General features: G+C 57.5%; 20 protein-coding genes and 1 tRNA gene. 8 read left to right on the top strand and 13 right to left on the bottom strand.

From position 1 onward, the window contains the following. Positions 1-67: 67 nt before the first annotated feature. From MARHY_RS15155 to MARHY_RS15175, 5 genes are all read left to right on the top strand, one after another. The gene (locus MARHY_RS15155) at positions 68-1,180 is read left to right on the top strand and encodes a branched-chain amino acid ABC transporter substrate-binding protein (protein ID WP_014422582.1); all 1,113 of its coding nucleotides are present in this window, start codon (positions 68-70) and stop codon (positions 1,178-1,180) included. Between the two features lie 162 nt (positions 1,181-1,342). Then, positions 1,343-2,266: a high-affinity branched-chain amino acid ABC transporter permease LivH gene (gene livH / locus MARHY_RS15160; protein ID WP_014422583.1), complete on the top strand. Its 924-nt coding sequence runs from the start codon at positions 1,343-1,345 to the stop codon at positions 2,264-2,266. Then, positions 2,266-3,537 carry a high-affinity branched-chain amino acid ABC transporter permease LivM gene (locus tag MARHY_RS15165; protein WP_014422584.1) on the top strand — a complete coding sequence of 424 codons (1,272 nt, stop codon included), beginning with the start codon at positions 2,266-2,268 and terminating at the stop codon, positions 3,535-3,537. Before livH ends, MARHY_RS15165 begins: the two co-directional genes overlap by 1 nt. A gap of 5 nt (positions 3,538-3,542) precedes the next feature. Next, a complete protein-coding gene (livG, locus tag MARHY_RS15170) occupies positions 3,543-4,298 on the top strand; it encodes a high-affinity branched-chain amino acid ABC transporter ATP-binding protein LivG (RefSeq protein ID WP_011786750.1) in 756 nt (251 codons plus the stop codon). A 9-nt stretch (positions 4,299-4,307) separates the two neighbouring features. Further along, positions 4,308-5,009, top strand: a complete 702-nt coding sequence (locus MARHY_RS15175) for an ABC transporter ATP-binding protein (protein ID WP_011786751.1) — start codon at positions 4,308-4,310, stop codon at positions 5,007-5,009. Between the two features lie 70 nt (positions 5,010-5,079). Here the strand turns inward: MARHY_RS15175 and MARHY_RS15180 are convergent, their stop codons facing one another. Continuing rightward, positions 5,080-5,463 (bottom strand): hypothetical protein, encoded by a 384-nt coding sequence (locus tag MARHY_RS15180; protein ID WP_011786752.1) that lies wholly within the window; start codon positions 5,461-5,463, stop codon positions 5,080-5,082. 353 nt (positions 5,464-5,816) lie between these two features. Here MARHY_RS15180 and MARHY_RS15185 point away from each other — a divergent pair, with 353 nt between their 5' ends. The 3 genes from MARHY_RS15185 to MARHY_RS15195 all read left to right on the top strand — a co-directional run bounded on the left by MARHY_RS15185 (position 5,817) and on the right by MARHY_RS15195 (position 9,074). Beyond that, positions 5,817-6,281 carry a DUF3015 domain-containing protein gene (locus MARHY_RS15185; RefSeq protein WP_011786753.1) on the top strand — a complete coding sequence of 155 codons (465 nt, stop codon included), beginning with the start codon at positions 5,817-5,819 and terminating at the stop codon, positions 6,279-6,281. Positions 6,282-6,360: 79 nt separating this feature from the next. After that, positions 6,361-8,229, top strand: a complete 1,869-nt coding sequence (locus MARHY_RS15190; protein WP_014422588.1) for an Lnb N-terminal periplasmic domain-containing protein — start codon at positions 6,361-6,363, stop codon at positions 8,227-8,229. Continuing rightward, on the top strand, positions 8,199-9,074 hold the full coding sequence (locus MARHY_RS15195; protein WP_014422589.1) for an alpha/beta hydrolase: 876 nt from the start codon (positions 8,199-8,201) through the stop codon (positions 9,072-9,074). The genes MARHY_RS15190 and MARHY_RS15195 overlap by 31 nt, the downstream gene beginning before the upstream one ends. A gap of 73 nt (positions 9,075-9,147) precedes the next feature. On the opposite strand, the gene pnp is transcribed toward MARHY_RS15195, so the two are convergent. The 12 genes from pnp to folP form a co-directional block, all read right to left on the bottom strand. Next, positions 9,148-11,262, bottom strand: coding sequence for a polyribonucleotide nucleotidyltransferase (pnp, locus tag MARHY_RS15200; protein WP_227501251.1), 2,115 nt, complete (start codon positions 11,260-11,262; stop codon positions 9,148-9,150). 345 nt (positions 11,263-11,607) lie between these two features. Beyond that, a complete protein-coding gene (gene rpsO, locus MARHY_RS15205; RefSeq protein WP_014422591.1) occupies positions 11,608-11,877 on the bottom strand; it encodes a 30S ribosomal protein S15 in 270 nt (89 codons plus the stop codon). A gap of 80 nt (positions 11,878-11,957) precedes the next feature. Beyond that, entirely contained in the window at positions 11,958-12,881 is a 924-nt protein-coding gene (gene truB / locus MARHY_RS15210; protein WP_014422592.1) for a tRNA pseudouridine(55) synthase TruB, read from the bottom strand. Then, the gene (rbfA, locus tag MARHY_RS15215) at positions 12,878-13,309 is read right to left on the bottom strand and encodes a 30S ribosome-binding factor RbfA (RefSeq protein WP_011786759.1); all 432 of its coding nucleotides are present in this window, start codon (positions 13,307-13,309) and stop codon (positions 12,878-12,880) included. The genes truB and rbfA overlap by 4 nt, the downstream gene beginning before the upstream one ends. Next, positions 13,309-15,855 carry a translation initiation factor IF-2 gene (gene infB, locus MARHY_RS15220; protein WP_014422593.1) on the bottom strand — a complete coding sequence of 849 codons (2,547 nt, stop codon included), beginning with the start codon at positions 15,853-15,855 and terminating at the stop codon, positions 13,309-13,311. Before infB ends, rbfA begins: the two co-directional genes overlap by 1 nt. Before the next feature lie 20 nt (positions 15,856-15,875). Then, complete coding sequence (nusA, locus tag MARHY_RS15225) at positions 15,876-17,369, bottom strand: transcription termination factor NusA (RefSeq protein ID WP_011786761.1); 1,494 nt, start codon at positions 17,367-17,369, stop codon at positions 15,876-15,878. Between the two features lie 54 nt (positions 17,370-17,423). Beyond that, positions 17,424-17,885: a ribosome maturation factor RimP gene (gene rimP, locus MARHY_RS15230; protein WP_011786762.1), complete on the bottom strand. Its 462-nt coding sequence runs from the start codon at positions 17,883-17,885 to the stop codon at positions 17,424-17,426. Between the two features lie 313 nt (positions 17,886-18,198). Continuing rightward, positions 18,199-18,283, bottom strand: a tRNA-Leu gene (locus MARHY_RS15235). Between the two features lie 8 nt (positions 18,284-18,291). Beyond that, on the bottom strand, positions 18,292-18,675 hold the full coding sequence (secG, locus tag MARHY_RS15240) for a preprotein translocase subunit SecG (RefSeq protein WP_014422594.1): 384 nt from the start codon (positions 18,673-18,675) through the stop codon (positions 18,292-18,294). Between the two features lie 24 nt (positions 18,676-18,699). Further along, positions 18,700-19,458, bottom strand: a complete 759-nt coding sequence (tpiA, locus tag MARHY_RS15245) for a triose-phosphate isomerase (RefSeq protein WP_081496575.1) — start codon at positions 19,456-19,458, stop codon at positions 18,700-18,702. Between the two features lie 79 nt (positions 19,459-19,537). Then, positions 19,538-20,881 (bottom strand): phosphoglucosamine mutase, encoded by a 1,344-nt coding sequence (glmM, locus tag MARHY_RS15250; protein WP_014422596.1) that lies wholly within the window; start codon positions 20,879-20,881, stop codon positions 19,538-19,540. Further along, positions 20,881-21,711, bottom strand: coding sequence for a dihydropteroate synthase (gene folP, locus MARHY_RS15255; RefSeq protein ID WP_014422597.1), 831 nt, complete (start codon positions 21,709-21,711; stop codon positions 20,881-20,883). The genes glmM and folP overlap by 1 nt, the downstream gene beginning before the upstream one ends. Positions 21,712-21,774 lie beyond the last annotated feature (63 nt).

The following is a 21,774-nucleotide window of genomic DNA, read 5'->3' on the forward strand; positions in this document are numbered from 1 at the left end:
AGACTGTGGTGTTTGTTTAAGTCTCTGAGAACATAAGAATAACCCTGACACAAACAGGAAAAACACGATGAAAACCTCCGTAAAGAAACTCGCTACCGCTGTAGGCGCGTCCGTTGCTCTGATGGCTGCCGGCCAGGCCGCCGCTGAAATCAAAGTTGGTATCGCCGGCCCGATGACCGGCCCCGTTGCCCAGTACGGTGACATGCAGTTCTCTGGTGCCCGCATGGCCATCGAGCAGATTAACGCTGCCGGTGGTGTTATGGGCGAAGACCTGGTGGCCGTTGAAGTGGACGACGTGTGCGACCCGAAGCAGGCCGTTACCGTTGCCAACCGCCTGGTCAATGAAGGTGTTCGCTACGTGGTGGGCCACCTGTGCTCGAGCTCTACCCAGCCGGCGTCTGACATCTATGAAGACGAAGGCATTCTGATGATCACTCCGGCCTCCACCAGCCCGGAAATCACCGAGCGCGGCTACGAACTGGTGTTCCGTACCATCGGCCTGGACAGCATGCAGGGGCCGGTTGCCGGCAACTACATTGCCAGCCAGGGCCCGGAGCGCGTGGCCATCGTTCACGACAAACAGCAGTATGGTGAAGGTATTGCCACGGCGGTACGCGACACCCTGCAGGATGCCGGCATCGAAATTGCCATGTTTGAAGGCATTACCGCCGGTGACAAGGACTTCTCTTCCCTTGTCACCAAAATCAAACAGGCTGACGTCGATTACGTGTACTACGGTGGCTACCACCCTGAGCTGGGCCTGATCCTCCGCCAGGCACGCCAGTCTGACGTAGATGCCAAGTTCATGGGCCCGGAAGGCGTGGGTAACAAAGACATCAACACCATCGCGGGTGAAGCCGCCGAAGGCCTGCTGGTTACCCTGCCCCCCAGCTTCGACCAGAAAGAGGAAAACCAGGAGCTGATCGCGGCCTTTGATGCCAAAGGTGAAGATCCCTCCGGTCCCTTCGTACTCACCTCCTATACCGCCGTACAGCTGATTGCGGAAGGCATTGAAGCGGCCGACTCAAAAGATCCGTTCGATGTGGCCCAGGCCCTTCGTACCGGAAGCTTCGAGACCCCCATCGGCACCGTTCAGTACGACAAAGCCGGCGACATGAAGTCGTTCGAGTTTGTAGTGTACGAATGGCATTCAGATGGCAGTAAAACTCCGGTAAACTGAGCCAAAATCGTTAACTAACGGTAATAATGAGAGCACCTTCCCACCGCGATCCGGGGGAAGGTGTTTTTCTGGGCTCCTGCAGACCCTCACTGCATCCGCACCGGCGACACCGGTGATCGGTCGCAGCCAGGCGAGGGAGCGGGCTTTCGGAGTTCCACAAACATGCAAGACCTCCTGTATTTTTTTCAACAGCTCATTAACGGGCTGACGATAGGGAGCACTTACGCCCTGATCGCCATCGGCTACACGATGGTTTACGGCATCATCGGCATGATCAACTTTGCCCATGGTGAGGTTTACATGATCGGCGCCTACACCGCGCTGATCGCCATAACCGGCCTGGCCACCCTCGGTATCGCCTGGTTACCACTGGTACTGATCGTTGCACTCATATGTGCGGTGATTGTCTCCAGCTCCATGGGATGGGCCGTGGAACGGGTAGCCTATCGGCCGGTACGCGGGCGGCACCGCCTGATTCCGCTGATCTCCGCCATCGGCATGTCCATCTTTCTGCAGAACTATGTCCACCTCGCTCAGGGCTCCCGCAACATCGGCTTCCCGGCATTGATTGAAGGTGGTTTCCAGTTCGGCTCCGAAGATACCTTCCCGATGTCCATCTCCTACATTCAGATCACCATCTTTATCACCACCCTGATCTGTATGACGGCTCTTTCCCTGTTCATCTCCCGCTCCCGTATCGGCAGGGCCTGTCGCGCGGTCTCGCAAGATCTGGGCATGGCGAACCTGCTGGGCATCGACACCAACCGCATCATTTCAGCCACCTTCGTGATTGGTGCCGCGCTCGCTGCCGTCGCCGGTCTGCTGCTGGGTATGTATTACGGTTCAGTAGATCCGCTCTTCGGCTTTATTGCCGGCCTGAAAGCCTTCACCGCAGCTGTTCTTGGCGGTATTGGCAGCATTCCCGGCGCCATGCTGGGCGGCCTCATCCTCGGCGTTGCCGAGAGCATGACCTCGGGCTATCTGAGTGGTGAATACAAAGATGTGGTGTCGTTCAGCCTGCTCATTCTGATTCTGCTGTTCAAACCCACCGGACTGCTGGGCAAACCGGAGGTTGAGAAGATCTGATGGCTGCCAACAATTTTCGACACGCGCTCTTCTGCGCGATCATCACACTGATCATTTCCTACCCGATCATCGGCTTTAACCTGGAAGCCCAGGGCACCAGCGTGACCCTTACCGGCGCCGACACCAGCACAGTCGTCCTCGTGTTGCTGGCCGCGGTGGTCGTGTTCCTGTTCCAGTTGTTCCGGGACCAGATCATGGGCGGGCTCAAGAGCATCCCCAGTCCAATGCCCAAAACCCAGAAGGAGCCGATGGCCGAGAACAAACGGGCGAAAATCGAATCCTGGGTGCTTACCGGCATTGTCGTGCTGGCTCTGTTCTGGCCCTTCTTCGTTTCCCGAGGTGCTGTGGATCTGGCCACTCTGGTTCTGATCTACGTTATGCTGGCACTGGGACTGAACGTCGTGGTCGGTCTTGCGGGACTGCTGGACCTTGGCTACGTGGCGTTCTACGCGGTTGGCGCCTACACCTTTGCCCTGCTGTCCCAGTATGCCGGCATTTCCTTCTGGATGGCGCTGCCTATCGGGGCCTGCCTGGCCGCCTTGTTTGGCCTGGTTCTCGGCTTCCCTGTGCTGCGGTTACGAGGCGACTATCTCGCTATAGTTACGCTCGGCTTTGGTGAAATCATCCGGATTCTGCTCAACAACTGGACGGCCGTCACCGGCGGCCCCAACGGCATTGGGGGCATTCCCGACCCCACCCTGTTCGGCATGGAATTTGGCCGCCGGGTACGCGAGGAAGGCAACACCTCCTTCCATGAGACCTTCGGCATAGCCTACAGCGGTGAGCACAAGGTGATTTTCCTTTACCTGATCGCTCTGGTTCTGGCTGTCATTACAGCCCTGATCATCCGCCGGTTCATGCGCATGCCCGTTGGTCGTGCCTGGGAAGCCCTGCGGGAAGACGAGATTGCAGCCCGCTCCCTGGGCCTGAGCCGCACGGCGGTGAAACTCTCCGCCTTTACCATTGGCGCTTTCTTTGCCGGGTTTGCCGGCACGGTGTTTGCCTCCAAACAGGGCTTCATCAGCCCGGAGTCGTTTGTGTTCCTTGAGTCTGCCATCATCCTGGCGATCGTGGTGCTCGGCGGCATGGGCTCGCAGCTGGGCGTCGTGCTTGCCGCCGTTGCCGTGACCATCCTGCCGGAACTGGCCCGGGAGTTTTCCGACTACCGGATGCTGGTTTTCGGCGCCGCCATGGTACTGATGATGGTCTGGCGGCCACAGGGGCTGATGCCCATGCGCCGCATTCACATTGAACTCAGACGCCAGGAGTGACAGACATGCTAGAAGTACAGAATCTGTCCATGCGCTTCGGCGGCCTGCTGGCAGTCGACCAGGTAAGCCTGGACGTGCAGGAACACGAAATAGTCTCCATCATCGGCCCCAACGGGGCCGGCAAAACCACGGTCTTCAACTGCATCAGTGGTTTTTACAAGCCCACGGGCGGGAAAATCCTGTTTGAGGGAAATGAAGTCCAGGGTAAACCGGACTACAAGATTTCCCGACTGGGCATGGTGCGCACCTTCCAGCACGTGCGCCTGTTCGGCCAGATGACCGTGGTGGAAAACCTGCTGGTGGCCCAGCATCGTCACCTGAACACCAACCTGATATCCGGCCTGATCAAGACACCCGACTACCGGGAGCGGGAACGCAAGTCCCTTGACCGGGCTGCCTACTGGCTGGATCGGGTTGGCCTGCTGGAACTGGCCAACCGGGAGGCCGGCAACCTGGCCTATGGCCAGCAGCGCCGGCTGGAAATTGCACGCTGCATGGTGACCGAACCGAAACTGCTGATGCTGGACGAACCAGCCGCAGGCCTGAACCCGGCGGAAACCAAAGACCTCAACCAGCTGATTGTCAGCCTGAAAGAGGACTACAACGTTTCCGTATTGCTGATTGAGCACGATATGAGCCTGGTTATGGACATCTCAGACCGGATTACTGTCATCAACCAGGGACGCCCCCTGGCTGCCGGCACACCGGACGAAGTTCGTCAGAACGACGATGTGATCAAAGCCTATCTGGGCGAGGCCTGAGGAGACACCATGCTGGTACTGGAAGACGTACATACCCACTATGGCAAAATCGAGGCCCTGCACGGCGTGTCCGTGGAAGTGAAGAAGGGCGAGATTGTGTCACTGATCGGTGCCAACGGCGCCGGCAAAACCACGCTGCTGATGACCGTCTGCGGCAGCCCGCAGGCCAGCTCAGGGCGGGTGATTCTGGAAGGCCGCGACATTACCAATGAAGCCACCTCCAACATCATGCGCTCCGGCATTGCCATTGTGCCCGAAGGCCGCCGGGTGTTTCCCGGGCTGACGGTAGAAGAGAACCTGCACATGGGCGGTTTCTTCAACACCAAATCGGAAATCCGCAAAAGCCAGGATCACGTTTATGAGCTGTTCCCGAGGCTGAAAGAGCGTGAACATCAGCGGGCCGGCACCATGTCCGGCGGTGAACAGCAAATGCTGGCCATCGGCCGGGCGCTGATGAGCAAACCCAGAATGATCATTCTGGACGAACCGTCACTGGGGCTGGCGCCGATCATCATTCAGCAGATCTTCGAGATCATCGGCCAGTTGAGAGAGGAAGGGATTACGGTGTTCCTGGTCGAGCAGAACGCTCACCAGGCCCTGAGCCTGGCAGACCGGGGCTATGTGCTGGAAACCGGCCGTATCCGCCTGCACGACACCGGCAAGAACCTGCTGGCCAACCCGGAAGTGAGGGATGCCTACCTGGGTGGTTAACCCATCCAGAAACCAAAAAAGCCGGAGGCCATCAGCGCTCCGGCTTTTTTTTGGGACTCACAAAAGCAGCTTACTTGATGCTCTTGATGGTGCCCTTGTAGCCTTCAACGGTTACGTTGATGGTACCGAAAACAACGAAGTCTTCAGTTTCAACGGTGTAACGCGGAGCTACGATGATGTCTGCGCCAGAAGACTCAATGGCCTTGTAAGCTGCCGCAGACTTGGCCTTGGCAACCGGATCGCCGAAAGGCAGGCCACCGCCGGTGGATCCACCGTAGGAAACGCCGTCAGAGAACTGCTTGTCGCTACCGATGGTGAAGAACAGAACCTTGGTAACGGAAGCCTTGCCAGAAATCTTCTCGCCTACTTCAACGTCTGCTTTCACGTCTGTCTGCAGAGGAGCAGTAACAGGCATGGAGCTGGAACTTACGTTGAGGGAGGAACAACCGGACATAGCGCCGGCCAGAACGAGTGTTGATGCAATAAGCGCTTTTTTCAAAACAAACTCTCCATAGGTTGTTACGTGGCCTTCATGGCCGCGCGCACTATACTGAAATGCGCCATATATAACAATAGCGGCTAAAAACTGATCTATTGTTCCATTTAGAAATATGAACACGTGTTCGCTTTGATTGACATCAACAGGCAACAAACCATAACAATGACGTCACTTGCGCTTTCCTGTTTTGATCTATACTCAGACTGACGGTCTCTAACCCTAACCAGATACTGGCCGTTGTCTTGCAGCCAGGGAATCAGACAGCTGCAGGGTATGCGACAAAGCAAAACCACAGAAAGGAGTGGATAATGAAAAAACTGATCGCAGGTGCAATTCTTCTTGGTGCTTCCTCCATGGCTTTCGCCCAGCCCGGCTGTGGCGTGGGAGCCATGATCTGGAAGGGGCAGTCCGGCATTGCGCCACATGTACTGGCCGCGACCACCAATGGAACCTTCGGTAACCAGACCTTTGGTATGACCACCGGCACTCTGGGCTGTCAGACCAACCAGTCTGTTCAATCCATGGCCATGTACATGGACAGCAACATCGACAAGGTTGCCCGCGACATGTCCCGCGGTTCCGGTGAAAACCTGGACACTCTGGCAGTCCTGCTGGGTGTAGAAGAAACTGACCGTGATACCTTCCGCAAAGTACTGCAAGACAACTTTGCTTCCATTTTCCCCAACGCTGATACCACCTCAGGTGAAGCCGTAGACGCCATCGTGGCCCTGCTGGAGCAGAACGACGCTCTGAGCAAATACGTAGCCGCCTGATCACTGGCGACAATGGAACAGAATGGCGCCATGGACGGCGCACAAACCCCAGAGCCACTAATCCGGAAACACCAACTCCATGGGCTTTACCCTCCGTATCGGGCAGGCCGTCTTATGGCTTGCATGCAGTACTGCCTGGGCACAGGCAGAATCCGTTAAACTGCCGGACGACCTTCATCACAATCCAACCTGGCTGACCCTCGGCCATTATCATCAGGACAGGTTCGGTTCCGATTACACCAGCCAGGCCGATGACCCGGCGTTCTTTCTGAGTGACAACGGCAAAACATCGCCCAGAGCCGAGTTGGAAGCCACCCTGGAGGCCATACAACAACCCGGAGGTGGTGATAGCCACGCCCGCTGTCGATTCCCGGCCCGGGATGCCTGGCTGAGAGAGCAACTGGATTTGCCGGACACACCAGTAAACTGCCCCGCTTTCGAGGAATGGGCAGGCACACTGAATACCGAGAAAGTCACCCTGGTATTTGCGGCGTCCTATCTGAACAGTCCCTCATCCATGTTCGGCCACACCTTCTTGCGGCTCGATCCCCCCCAGGATGACGAAGAAACCGATCTGCTGCTTGCCAACACTATTTCCTACGCAGCCGATGCCGCTGAACATGACAGCGAGTTGTTGTTTGCCTATCGCGGTATTTTTGGTGGCTATCCGGGCATTACCTCCATCAAGCCCTATTACGAAATGATCCGGCTGTACAACGACATCGAACACCGGGATCTCTGGGAGTACACCCTGAATCTCGACCAACACGAGGTTGACACCCTGCTGGCCCATACCTGGGAAATTCAGGACAAGAACTTTGATTACTATTTCTTCGATGAGAACTGCGCCTACCGCCTGTTAGCCCTGATCGACGCCGCCCGCCCGGGAACAGACCTGCTCGACGAAGTAAGCACTCACGCTATCCCGTCCGACACCGTGCGCTGGGTGAGAGATGCCGGCCTGCTTGAAAGCATCCATTACCGCCCGTCTGCCGCCACCTCGGTAGCCCATAGCCTGGACAGCCTGCCCGCATACCACCAGACCATCGCCGCAGCCTTGACTAATGGCTATGTGGCAGTGAACGACCCCGAAGTGCGTAAGCTTGGAAAAGACGACCGCGCCCAACTCCTGGATGCCACGTACGATTACGTACGCTACCAGAGCGAAGCCGAAGGCTGGCCCCGGGAACACGCGGCGCCGCTGTCTCATCAGCTACTGGTCGCCCGCAGCCAGATTGAGGATGCGGCAGAACTTCCAGACGTGCCTGAACCGGAGATCCGCGACGATCAGGGGCATGACACCTTTCGCCTGAGTCTCGGTTCCGGCCAGTTGGCCCACAGCGAGTTCACCCAGTTGACCATCCGGCCGGCCTACCACGACGTACTGGATCCGCCCGCCGGTTACCGTACCGGTGCACAACTTCAGTTCCTGCGCCTGGACGCCAGGCTCTACCACAAAAACGACGAACTTCAGGTGGAACAGATCACCGGCGTGGAAATACGCTCCCTGAGCCCCCGGAACCAGTTCTTTGCACCGATCTCCTGGCAAGTTGGTTTTGGCGGCCGCCGCACGGACACCGGCGATGACCGCGTTCTGGCGCCCTATCTCGAAGGCGGAGCCGGCGGCAGCTGGAGCCTCGCCCAGAACACACAGGCCTTCGCCATTGCCACGGCCGATGTAGAAATCGACGATGACATCAAACTTGGCTACGACTTCGCCCCGGGAGCAGACCTCGGCCTGCTGCACCAGAACAACCGCTTCAGCCTGCTGACCGGCGTAAAAACCAAAGCCTGGATCGTCAGCAGCCAACACCGGCAAGACCAGTTGTACGCCGAAGCCAACTGGCACATTGGCCGGGAATTCAGCCTATTCGCCAAATTCACCCGGGAAGACCACTACGACAGGTACCAAAGCACATGGCAAGCCGGCCTACACGCCTACTTCTGAGCGCCAGAACAACCCTCGTCACACTGCTGGCCATCGCAGCGTTGCTGCAAACAGGCTGCAGCAGCGTATTCTTCTATCCGGACAACGCCACCTACATTACACCCGACCGGCTTAACCTGGATTTTGAGGACGTCTACCTCGACACCGCCGACGGCGAAAACCTCCACGGCTGGTGGCTCCCTGCCCTCACCGACGAACCAGCCAAGGGCACCATCTACTACCTGCACGGCAACGCCCAGAACGTCAGCGCCCACATCCTCAACGTTGCCTGGCTGCCGGAACAGGGCTACAACGTGTTCACCATCGATTATCGGGGTTACGGCCAGTCTACCGGCGCCCCGGACATCGAAGGCGCCCTGCATGACGTAGAAACCGGCCTGCGCTGGCTGGCCCATCAGGAACACACCGAAGACCGCCCGCTGTACCTGCTCGGCCAGAGCCTCGGTGGCGCTCTGGGCATCGCGCTCGCCAGCGAATGGACCCAGCGCAACGAACACCCCGCCCTGGACGGCATCATCCTGGACGGCACCTTCTCCGGCTTCCGCTACATCGCCCGGGAGAAACTCGACCAGTTCTGGCTCACCTGGCCATTCCAGTACCCCCTGAGCTGGACCATCCCGGATGACTACGAAGGTACAGACCGCATCGCTGACCTCTCACCGGTGCCGGTGATGGTTATCCACAGCGTTCGGGATGGCATCATTCCGTTTGAACACGGTGTGCGGCTGTATGAAGCGGCGGAGCAGCCCAAGGAGTTCTTGCAGACCGATACGCCCCATGCAGCGACGTTTGTGATTCCCGCATACAGGGAGGCAGTACTGGAATTCATGGAAAAAGGCCTTTAGAGGCCACGAGGTCCATAAACGAAAAAACCCGCCAGGCTTCAGGCCGGGCGGGTTTTTCTAACCAAGAATGATCTTAGTCAGCGAAGTCAGTCGGCTGCTCGCCTTCTTTGACTTCCTTCATGGACAGCTTAACGCGACCACGGTTGTCCACATCCAGCACCTTGACCAGAACTTCCTGACCTTCGCTCAGCTCGTCAGTGACGTTCTCGATACGGCGCTCGGAGATCTGGGAAATGTGCACCAGACCATCCTTGCCGGGCAGGATGTTAACAAAGGCACCGAAGTCCACAATCCGCTCAACGCGGCCCTTGTAGATAGCACCCACTTCGATCTCGGCAGTGATTTCTTTCACGCGATTCACGGCAGCCTGTGCGGCCGCAGCGTTGTCGGCGTAGATCTTCACGTTGCCGTCGTCGTCCAGGTCGATGGAAGCGCCGGTCTCGTCACAGATACCACGGATGGTCGCGCCACCCTTACCGATTACATCACGGATCTTGTCCGGATGAATCTTGATGGTGGTGATGCTCGGAGCGCGATCAGACAGCTCGGCACGGGGCTCGGCGATCACCTTGTTCATCTCGTCCAGGATGTGCAGACGCGCAGCGTTGGCCTGCTCGAGGGCGATTTCCATGATTTCGTCGGTAATACCCTGAATCTTGATGTCCATCTGCAGGGCAGTGACGCCCTCTTTGGTACCGGCAACCTTGAAATCCATGTCACCCAGGTGATCTTCGTCACCCAGGATGTCAGTCAGGACCGCGAACTTGTCGCCTTCCTTGACCAGACCCATGGCGATACCGGCCACAGGAGCCTTCAGCGGCACACCAGCATCCATCAGCGCCAGGGAAGAGCCACACACGGAAGCCATGGAACTGGAACCGTTGGATTCAGTGATCTCGGAAACCGCACGAATGGCATACGGGAACTCTTCGATGGTCGGCATAACCGCGGCTACACCACGCTTGGCCAGACGACCGTGACCAATTTCACGACGGCCCGGGCTGCCCATGCGGCCAGCTTCACCTACGGAGTACGGAGGGAAGTTGTAGTGGAACAGGAACGGGTCCTTGCGCTCACCTTCCAGGGCATCGATGATCTGCACGTCACGGGTGGTACCCAGCGTAGCGGTAACGATAGCCTGGGTCTCACCACGGGTGAACAGGGCGGAACCGTGAACGGACGGCAGTACGCCAACTTCCACCTTGATCGGGCGAACGGTCTTGTTGTCACGGCCATCGATACGCGGCTTGCCTTCGATAACCTGCAGACGAACGACAGACTTCTCGACCTTACCGAAGTACTTCTTCACTTCCTCTTCGGAAGGCTGGCCTTCTTCTTCACCGGCCAGTTTCTCAACGGCAGCAGATTTGATCTCACCCAGACGCTCGTAACGGGCCATCTTGTCACGGATAGCGTAGGCTTCTTCGATGGCACCACCGAACTCGGCCTTGATGGCGTTCAGCAGCTCGGTGTTTTCCGCCTCGGGCTGCCATTCCCAGCGCGGCTTACCGTTCTCGGCAGCAAATTCCTTGATGGCAGTGATCGCAGTCTGCATTTCCTGGTGGCCGAACAGTACGGCGCCCAGCATCTGGTCTTCTGTCAGGCCTTTGGCCTCGGACTCAACCATCAGCACCGCTTCGTCGGTACCGGCCACAACCATGTCCAGCAGGGAAGTGCTGAGCTCTTCGAAGGTCGGGTTCAGGAAGTAGCCTTTCTCGTTGGTGTAACCCACACGGGCAGCACCAATCGGGCCGTCGAACGGGATACCGGAGATGGCCAGGGCTGCAGATGCAGCAATCATGGCAGCGATATCCGGATCGTGGTTCTTGCTGGCAGACATAACCGTCAGCACAACCTGAACTTCGTTCATGTAGCCGTTCGGGAACAGCGGGCGAATCGGACGGTCGATCAGGCGGGAGGTCAGCGTCTCTTTCTCGGACGGACGACCTTCACGCTTGAAAAAGCCGCCCGGAATTTTACCGGCGGCGTAGGTTTTTTCCTGGTAGTTCACAGTCAGGGGGAAGAAGCCCTGGCCCGGCTTGGGCTCTTTGGCGCCAACAACGGTGCCCAGAACGGCAGTGTCGCCGGTGCTTACCAGTACCGCGCCGGTTGCCTGACGGGCAATACGACCGGTTTCCAGGGTGAAGGTTTCCCCACCCATTTCAAATGTCTTGATACGTGGTTGCAGTTCCACAATAAACTCCTGCATTTTCAGCGGTTTTGATTCTGGCCAATGACCCATTCATTCGCCATTTTCCAACAACTGCAGCAGTCTGATCAGTGAACCGAAAGGCAACCCGTCTGAAAGCTAACAGGCTGTTGCAAAACCCCGGCCAGAGTTCCCGGGCTTTTCAACAACCTGCTATCAATAGCGGCTTTCCATTGTGACAGGGAAAATCCTTCGGTTTCACAGACAAATCAACTGCAGCAAAAAACGCTTCCTGCTTGTTCGGAATGAGCAAGGCAGGGAGCGGGAGAGAAGCACGGCTGAACCCGGGAACCCCCGGGCCAGCCATCAGGTCGCTAAACCGGATTAGCGACGCAGACCCAGACGCTGGATCAGGTCCAGGTAACGGTCAGCGTTTTTACGCTTGAGGTAGTCCAGCAGCTTACGACGCTGGTTTACCATCCGGATCAGGCCGCGGCGGGAATGGTGATCCTGCTTGTTGGCCTTGAAGTGATCCTGCAGCTTGTTGATGTTGGCGCTCAGCAGAGCTACCTGAACCTCAGGGGAACCGGTATCGCCATCACCTTGCTGAAAATCTTTAACGATCTGAGCTTTCTCACTGGCAGACAGTGCCATATTTCACCTCATTGGTTGCGATGCATACCTATTCAGCCGAACCGCGCATCTCTACAGCCCGGCTAATCAGCAAAAGGCGTTTACCGTTTGCTGTTCTTGACCAGACGGCGAGGCACCAGTTGAGTGCCATCGCCTTCCGGCAATGCTTCTGCCAGCCCTACGAAGGAATGCTCGCCATACAGGCGGACGAAACCTTCAAAAGGCTGACCCGGTATTCTAACCGGTTGTCCGTTCAAGATCGATACCAGCGGCACGCCGGACAATCGGTACTCGGGAAACATGGTGAGGGCGGTTTCCGGCGGCAACAGCAGACCATCCAGGCTTTCCCCGCGCTCGCGCATGGCTTCCAGGTCTTTGACATCGTGGGCATTTGCCAGGGTGTAGCCGGAGGCCAGGGTGCGACGCAGAGCACTGACATGAGCTCCACAGCCCAGAACCTCACCAATATCCTCAACCAGTGAGCGGATATACGTACCCTTGGTACAGGTAACCGCAAGATCCAGCTCCTGTTCCCGAACCGCCAACAATTTGAGCTCGTAAATGGTCACCGGCCTGGCCGGGCGCTCAATTTCGATACCCTCGCGGGCGTATTCGTACAGTGGTTTGCCCTGATGCTTCAGAGCCGAGTACATGGAGGGCACTTGCTGAATGTCGCCACGGAACCGGGCCAGTACGGCCTCCACTTCTTCCTCACTGAAGTGGGGAACCGGCTTTTCCTCCACCACAGCCCCTTCGCTGTCTCCGGTTTCTGTCCGGATGCCCAGGCGTGCGGTGGTGATATACGCCTTGTCACTGTCCAGCATGGTCTGGGAGAACTTGGTGGCCTCACCAAAACACAGGGGCAGCACGCCAGTGGCGAGCGGATCAAGCGCACCGGTATGGCCGGCCTTCGCCGCACCATACAGGCGCTTGACCTGCTGCAGAATCCCGTTGGAGGTAACGCCCTGGGGCTTGTCGATTACCAGGATGCCGTTTACGTCACGGCCTTTGCGTCTTCGGCTCAAGCGTCACGCTCCGGGTTATCGGAAACCGGGTCATCATTATCGTCCCGGGGCACGGCAGGCTTGTCGCCAACCGCTTCGCGGATCAGGCGATCCATCTTGCGGCTCTGCCCCAACAGCTTGTCGAAGTGAAACCGCAGATGGGGCACCACACGCAATTTCATGGCGCGACCAACCTGCCCGCGCAGAAACCCGGAGGCCTTGTTCAACACCGTCAGGGAGTCCTGCACTTCGGGTGAATCTTCGGTGAGCTCCTCGGTGGACAGCAACGAAATATAGATATCGGCATAGCCTAGGTCACGGCTGACTTTCACATCATTAACCGTGACCATACCAACGCGAGGATCCTTCACCTCGCGCTGGATCAGCTGCGCTAGCTCTCGCTGCATCTGATCGCCGATGCGATCTACGCGACTGTATTCCCGTGCCATCAGGCCCCCGTGGACTCAAGCTGACGTTCAACACGGACGCGATCGAATACTTCGATCTGGTCGCCCACTTTCACGTCGTAGCCTTTAACACCGATACCACATTCCATACCGTTGCGAACTTCCGCCACATCGTCCTTGAAGCGACGCAGGGATTCCAGCTCGCCTTCAAAGATCACCACGTTGTCACGCAGTACGCGGATCGGCTTATTACGGTATACGGTGCCCTCAGTCACCATACAGCCAGCCACCTGACCGAATTTCGGCGAACGGAATACGTCACGCACATCGGCAATGCCCACGATATCTTCGCGGAATTCCGGCTTGAGCATGCCTGTCAAAGCCGCTTTCACATCATCAATCAGGTTATAGATGATGCTGTAGTAGCGCAGATCCAGACCTTCCTGCTCAACCAGACGCTTGGATGCGGTATCCGCACGCACGTTGAAACCGAAAATAACGGCGTTGGTGGCCATGGCCAGGCTGACGTCGGTCTCGGCGATACCGCCAACACCAGACGAAACAATCTTCACCTGAACCTCGTCGTTGCCCAGGTCCTGCAGGGCCTTGGTAATGGCTTCCAGAGAACCACGCACGTCGGTCTTGAGTACGACGTTGAGGGTCTTGACCTCGTCCTTGCCCATATTCTCGAACATGTTCTCGAGCTTGGCAGCTTGCTGGCGCTGGAGACGTTGCTCACGCTCACGGGTCTGACGGAATTCAGCCAGCTCTTTGGCTTTTTTCTCGTCAGCCACAGCGAAGAATTCGTCACCGGCGTCTGGCGTGCCGTTCAGGCCCAGAATCTCGACCGGAATCGACGGACCAGCTTCTTTCACCTGGCGCCCGGCTTCGTCGGTCATGGCGCGCACCTTACCGAAGAAGGAACCGGCCACCACCATGTCGCCCTGGCGAAGCGTACCGTTCTGAACCAGCACGGTAGCAACAGAACCACGGCCGCGTTCCAGGCTGGATTCAACCACAACACCTTTCGCCGCTGCATCCGGGGACGCTTCCAGCTCAAGGATTTCAGCCTGCAGCAAGACAGCTTCCAAGAGGTCATCGATGCCCATACCGGTGTGTGCAGAAACAGGCACGAACTGAACGTCGCCGCCCCAGTCTTCGGGAATGACTTCCAGAGCTGAAAGCTCGTTCTTGATGCGGTCCGGATCGGCTTCTTCTTTGTCCATCTTGTTGATGGCAACCACGATCGGTACGCCGGCAGAACGGGCGTGCTCAACGGCTTCCTTGGTTTGAGGCATAACACCGTCGTCGGCTGCCACCACCAGGATAACGATGTCGGTACACTGGGCACCACGAGCACGCATGGCGGTAAACGCGGCGTGGCCCGGGGTATCCAGGAAGGACACCATGCCGTGTTCAGTTTCTACATGGTAAGCACCAATGTGCTGGGTAATACCACCGGATTCACCGGCAGCAACCTTGGCGCGGCGGATATGGTCCAGCAGTGAGGTCTTACCATGGTCAACGTGACCCATGACACTGACAACCGGCGCGCGCTTGATCTTCTCTTTGCCTTCGTCCGGGCCGGTGATTTCGCTCAGGACTTCCTCTTCGAAAGCATCCTCGCTCACCGCTTTGGGCTTGTGGCCCAGCTCTTCGGTAACCAGGATCGCCGTTTCCTGATCCAGCGCCTGATTGATGGTTGCCATCACCCCCATACCCATCAGGGTCTTGATAACATCAGCGGACTTGACGGCCATGCGCTGGGCGAGATCACCAACGGTGATGGTTTCCGGAATCTGTACTTCTCTGACCATGGGCTTTGTGGGCCTCTCGAAAGCATGACGCTTTTCTTTCGGTTTCTTTTTGGCCCGCAGCGGCTTGCGAAGAGTGGTTTCCTCTTCGTCTTCGCTCAGTACTACCGGTTCTTCTACCGGACGGCTGCGAGGACCGCGATGGCCAGCCTGCTTCTTCTTCGGCTTGCCTTCTTCAATATCATCGCCGCGCTCACGCACCTTCTCTTTTTTCTTCTTCGGCTTGCGATCCCGACCTTCATCCTCAGGCGGAGGCATGGGAATATCCTCCGGCGCGATGGCAGGCTCTGCGGATTCTGCAGCAGGTTCCGGAGCAGCCTTGGCTTCGGTTTCCGCTGCGGCCGGAGCTTCCGTTTCAGGGGCTTCGGCAGGTGCAGCTTCCGCTGCGACCTTCGGCGTTTCTTCCACCGGTGCCTGCTCTTCGGCCGGTGCCTGTACCGGCTCTTCCGCTACCGGCGCCTCAGCTTCCGGTTCGGGTTGCAGCTCTGCACGCTTGATATAGGTGCGGCGCTTGCGCACTTCTACGTTGACAGTCTTGGCCTTGCCGGCCTTAAGCGTCGTCGTGGTCTTGCGCTTGAGTGTAATCTTCCGCGGTTCAGCTTCCGCCTCGCCATGGTTTTTTCTCAGATAGGCCAGCAACTGCTGCTTCTCATCGCTGGTGACAGCGTCGTTTTCGCTGCGGGCTTTCAGGCCCGCTTCCACGATCTGCTTCAGCAAACGATCCACGGGAGCGCCTACATCTGCGGCCAGTTGTTTTACCGTTACTTCAGCCATACTGGTCCTCCTCTCCCGAATCAGGCCTGGTCTTCAAACCAGGGTGCGCGCGCAGTCATAATCAACTGACCAGCACGCTCTTCATCCATACCTTCAATTTCGAGCAGCTCATCAATCGACTGCTCCGCCAGATCTTCCATTGTGCGCACGCCCATGCCGGCAAGCTTGAATGCCAGCGCCCGGTCCATGCCGTCCATGTTCAGAAGATCGTCTTCGGGCTCAGCGCCCTCCAGGGCTTCTTCACTGGCCAGCGCCTGGTTCAGCAATACGTCTTTGGCACGACGGCGCAATTCAGTGACGGTTTCCTCGTCAAAGCCCTCAATCGCCAGCATTTCTTCCATCGGTACGTAGGCCACCTCTTCAATGGAGGTAAAGCCTTCCTCGATAAGAACACCGGCAAATTCTTCATCAACATCCAGATGAGCGGTAAAGTGTTCAAGCAGGCGGTTGTATTCCTGCTCCTGGCGCTCACCGGCTTCTTCTTCCGTCATCACGTTCAGGGTCCAACCGGTCAGCTCGGTAGCCAGACGAACGTTCTGGCCGTTCCGGCCAATGGCCTGCGCCAGGTTATCTTCGGCAACGGCTACATCCATGGTGTGACGGTCTTCATCCATGACAATGGAGGCGACCTCAGCAGGCGCCATCGCGTTGATGACCAACTGAGCCGGGTTATCGTCGTAAAGCACGATATCCACACGCTCACCGCCCAGCTCATTAGACACTGCCTGTACGCGGGAGCCCCGCATACCAACACAAGCGCCAACCGGATCAATACGGCGGTCGTTGGTCTTCACCGCAATCTTGGCCCGGGAGCCCGGATCGCGAGCGGCACCGCGAATCTCGATCAGTTCCTCGGCAATCTCGGGAACCTCGATGCGGAAAAGCTCGATCAGCATTTGCGAATCGGTACGGCTCAGAATCAGCTGTGGTCCGCGATGATCGGTGCGAATCTCCAGCAGCAGAGCACGAACGCGGTCGCCCATCCGGAAGGTTTCACGGGGAATCAGGTGCTCACGGGGAAGCAGAGCTTCTGCGTTGCCACCCAGATCCACAATCACATTGTCCCGGGTCACCTTCTTGACGGTACCGGACACCAGCTCACCGATACGATCGCGGTAGCTGTCGACAATCTTCATGCGCTCGGCTTCGCGCACTTTCTGGAAGATGATCTGCTTGGCCGCCTGGGCACCAATGCGCCCGAACGCCACAGACTCCACCTTCTCTTCGTACATATCACCCGGCTTCAGATTGGTGTCGATCTCTTCCGCTTCCTGCAGGGTCAGCTCAGTGCCCAACGCAGGAACGGCATCATTATCGACCACCAGCCAGCGGCGGAAGGTTTCGTATTCTCCGGTGCGGCGATCAATGGCAACCCGGATATCCGCCTCTTCGTCTTCATAACGTTTCTTGGCAGCGGTAGCGAGTGCGAGTTCAATCGCCTCGAAAATCACATCCTTCTCGACACCTTTCTCGTTCGAGACGGATTCCACTACCAGCAAGATCTCTTTACTCATGGGATTGCCCTGCCCTCAAAATAAACGATACATCTATAGATTTATTCGAATGTGTCACTCGAAAACCGGCACGATGTTGGCTTTTTCGATACTGTCGAAGGGCAACAGGTATTCGTGGTCATCTACTACAACTACCACGTCGTCGCCCTCCACCCCTTTGATCAGGCCCAGGAATTTGCGCCGGCCCTCAAACGCCATACGCAGCTTGATCTGCACTTTATGACCAATAAATGCCTCGTACTGCTCCAGCCGGAACAGCGGCCGGTCCATACCGGGCGAAGACACTTCCAGCGTATATTCGGTCTGGATGGGGTCTTCCACATCCATCACCCCGCTGACCTGACGACTGACTTTCTCGCAGTCGTCGATCGCGATGCCGTTCTCAGCATCATCAATAAACACCCGAAGTTTGGAATGGTGTCCATGGGAGCGGAATTCAATTCCCCAGAACTCATAACCCAGACCCTCGACCACCGGGCGCAGGATGTCTTCCAGTTGTTTCAGTTTGGCTGACAAGTGTCGCCGCCTCCGTTTCCGAATTTTCAGGGTACAAAAACAAAAAAAGGGCTGTTAATCAGCCCTTTTATGCACCAGGGCCCTTTGCGCCAGGCCCCTTAATCAAAAAGCCCCTGAAACATGGGGCCTTTTGTTGCAAGAATTCGCAAAGCGCCAACCCTTTCAAGCGCTCTGCCGACAGACACCTGGCCTGCCTGGAAGCCTCGATGCTCGCAGGCTCCAATATCCGCGGGAGTATAGTGACGCCACGCGGACTGGTCAAGGACTGACCAAAAAAAACGGCCTGGGTTTGCCAAGCCGTCTTCTTTTAATATGGTGCCCGGGGCCGGACTCGAACCGGCACAGCTTTCGCTACCACCCCCTCAAGATGGCGTGTCTACCAGTTTCACCACCCGGGCATCATTCTTTACTCGAGTTCGGGGAGCGCGTCCCCACCCTCGGATTCGCTGTTGGCTGCAGGCTCATCAGCAGAGGGCGCCTGCTCAGCTTGCGCACCTGCCTGAGACGATTCCTGAACAACCGGAATACCTGCCTCGCCAGCCACTTCGGCGCGCTGCTTGGCAAAAATCGCCAGCGAAAAACTTGTCACAAAAAAGATAACCGCCATAAAAGTGGTCATCCGCGTCAGGAAGCTTCCGCTGCCCTGACTACCAAACACGGTCTGGGACGCACCACCACCGAAAGCCGCTCCGGCGTCTGCACCCTTGCCCTGCTGGATCAGAACCAGGCCCACCAGCGACACGGCGATCACGACGTGAACAACAACTACCAGTGTTTCCAACCAATCCATACAGACTCTCGTAAACGTGTCGGCTTAGACACCTGCCGGGAAAGACCGGCAAATGCTGATAAATTCTTCGGCCTTCAACGATGCACCACCGATGAGACCGCCATCAATATCCGGCTCTGCAAACAAAGCGGCCGCATTATCCGCTTTTACACTGCCGCCGTAAAGTACCGAAATCTCATTAGCCGGTGCATTCATACCATCCAGCACCTTGCGGATTTCCGAATGCATGGCCTGGGCATCGTCTGCCGTCGCGGTTTTTCCGGTTCCGATAGCCCAGACCGGCTCATACGCCACAACAACCCTGGACCACTGATCATCAGCCACAACTGACAACCCACTGCGAACCTGCTCGGCAACCACTGCTTCGGCTTGACCGGCTTCCCGCTCCGCGAGCGTTTCACCTACACACAGCACCGCAACCAAGCCACTCAACAGAACCTGCTCAACCTTGGCGGCTGCCACAGAATCCGTCTCACCAAACAACTGCCGGCGCTCGGAATGGCCCACCAGCACATAGCCACAACCCATATCGCGGGCCATTTCGGCGGAGATTTCTCCGGTATATGCGCCAGATTGCCACTGGGACACGTTCTGCGCACCGGTAGTGATCCGCCCACCTCCCTGCTCGGCAACCTGGCCCAGATAGATCGCAGGAGGGATAATAACCACCTCCACATCTTTGCCAACATTACCGGACTGCTCGCAAACTGCGCCAACCAGCTGTTTCACCAGATCTTTCGACCCGTTCATTTTCCAGTTTCCGGCAACAATTCTGCGACGCATCTCTGTCCTCGACAGTCCCGAGCAAAAGGGAGGCGGAACTATACAGCAGTCACCCGCGGTACACAACCACCCTTCGAAATCAGGGTGTTGAACGCTCCACCACGAGGGCAAGCTCTTCCACCACCCGGGTAATATCGTCTGCGCTCTGACCCTCGGCCATCACTCTGATCAGCGGCTCGGTGCCGGATGCCCGCAGCAGAATGCGCCCGGCATCACCCAACGAAGCCTCTGCCCGCGCCATGGCCTCAACAATATCCGCCCTACCCAACGGATCAAACCGTTCGGCAACGCGTACGTTGATCATTTTCTGCGGCAGCTTGCTCATACCGGCCCGCAGTTCTCCCATAGTCTTGCCGGACTTCCGCACTGCCAGCAGTACCTGCAACGCAGAGACAATACCGTCACCCGTGGTGGTGCAATCCCGGATCACCATATGCCCGGAACCCTCGCCTCCAATCAGCCAGTTATTGGCCAACAGGCGCTCCATCACATAACGATCGCCAACCTTGGCCCGCTCGAACTCGACGCCGATTTCGCGCAGAGCCAACTCAACACCCAGGTTGGTCATTAACGTACCAACCACACCACCGTGCAGCCGTCCTTCTGCCTGGCGCTGGGAAGCCAGGATATACAACAGTTCGTCGCCATCCACTTCGGAACCATCACGATCAACCATCAACACCCGGTCGCCGTCACCGTCGAAGGCAATACCAAGATCAGCCTTTTTCTCGGCAACCGCCTGTTTCAGCGCGCCCAGATGGGTAGAGCCAACATTCAGGTTGATGTTCAAGCCATCTGGCTCGGCGCCAATCACCGTCACTTTCGCCCCCAGCTCACGGAACACTTTGGGCGCCACGTGGTAGGTAGCACCGTGAGCACAGTCAAGCACCAGGTGCATGCCGTCGAGAGTAAACTCGTTTGGCACAGTACTTTTGCAGAACTCCACATAGCGACCGGGCGCATCGTCTACCCGGCTCGCCTTGCCCAGCTCTTCCGGCTCACACACTTCGATAGGCTGGTCCAGCCAGCGCTCAATCTCGGCTTCCAGGGCGTCGTCCAGTTTGGTACCGGCAGAAGAAAAGAATTTGATGCCATTATCATGATGAGGGTTGTGGGAGGCACTGATGACAATTCCGGCAGATGCCCGGAAAGTTCGCGTGAGGTAGGCAATCGCCGGTGTCGGCATCGGCCCCAGCAACTTCACATCAACACCCGCCGCGGCCAGGCCAGCCTCCAGCGCCGATTCGAACATATAGCCGGACAACCGGGTATCCTTGCCGATCAGTACGCTGTTGCGCTGGCCCGCACGCTTGAATGCCTGCCCCGCAGCCCAACCCAGATGCAGCATGAACTCCGGCGTAATCGGACTGTCTCCGACCCGGCCACGAATGCCATCGGTACCAAAGTATTTGCGCTGGGTCATCAGATTGCCTCCTTCACTGCCGTTACGATCCTGACGGCGTCCACAGTTTCCCTAACGTCGTGCACCCTGAGGATGCTCGCCCCTTTCATGGCCGATATTGTCGCGGCAGCGAGGCTGGCCGGCAACCTTTCATTCACATCGCGACCCGTGACCGCTCCCAGCATGGACTTTCGCGAGACCCCGACAAGTAACGGGTGTCCGAGAATATGCAACTGCTCAAGGGTAGCGAGCAGCTGATAGTTATGCTCCACGCTCTTGCCGAAGCCAAAGCCGGGATCAAGAATAATGTTATCGGCACGAACACCGACCTGCTCAGCCACCCGCATACGCTCCGTCAGAAAAGAGCTGACGTCCCGACGCACATTACGATACCGGGGATCGTCCTGCATGGTATCCGGCTCACCCTGAATATGCATGATGCACACCGGAATGCCTGCTTTTGCAGCCACTTCCGGCGCACCCTCGCGCTGCAGGGCACGAACATCGTTGATCAGTCCCGCACCAAGCCGGGCGGTTTCAGCCATCACCACAGGATTGCTGGTATCCACCGAAATCACGGTATCCAACTCTTTGGCAATGGCTTCGACCACCGGGCATACGCGGTCAAGCTCTTCCTGGGTCGAGACTTCGCTTGCGCCGGGGCGAGTCGACTCACCTCCAACATCAATAAAAGAAGCGCCGTCATTGACCATCTGCCGGGCCCGCACAAGCGCCGATTCCCTGGAATTAAAGCGTCCGCCATCGGAAAACGAATCGGGGGTGACATTCAGAATACCCATCACGTGGCAACGAGACAGATCCAGTTCGCGACCGGCAAAGTTCATTTTCATAACGCAGCTTCCACAGGCAGAGCTTTCGGAGAGACAAAAACAAACGCCGCCCGGGGGCCCGGG

It is taken from the genome of Marinobacter nauticus ATCC 49840, from assembly GCF_000284615.1.
Taxonomy (GTDB): Bacteria; Pseudomonadota; Gammaproteobacteria; order Pseudomonadales; family Oleiphilaceae; genus Marinobacter; species Marinobacter nauticus.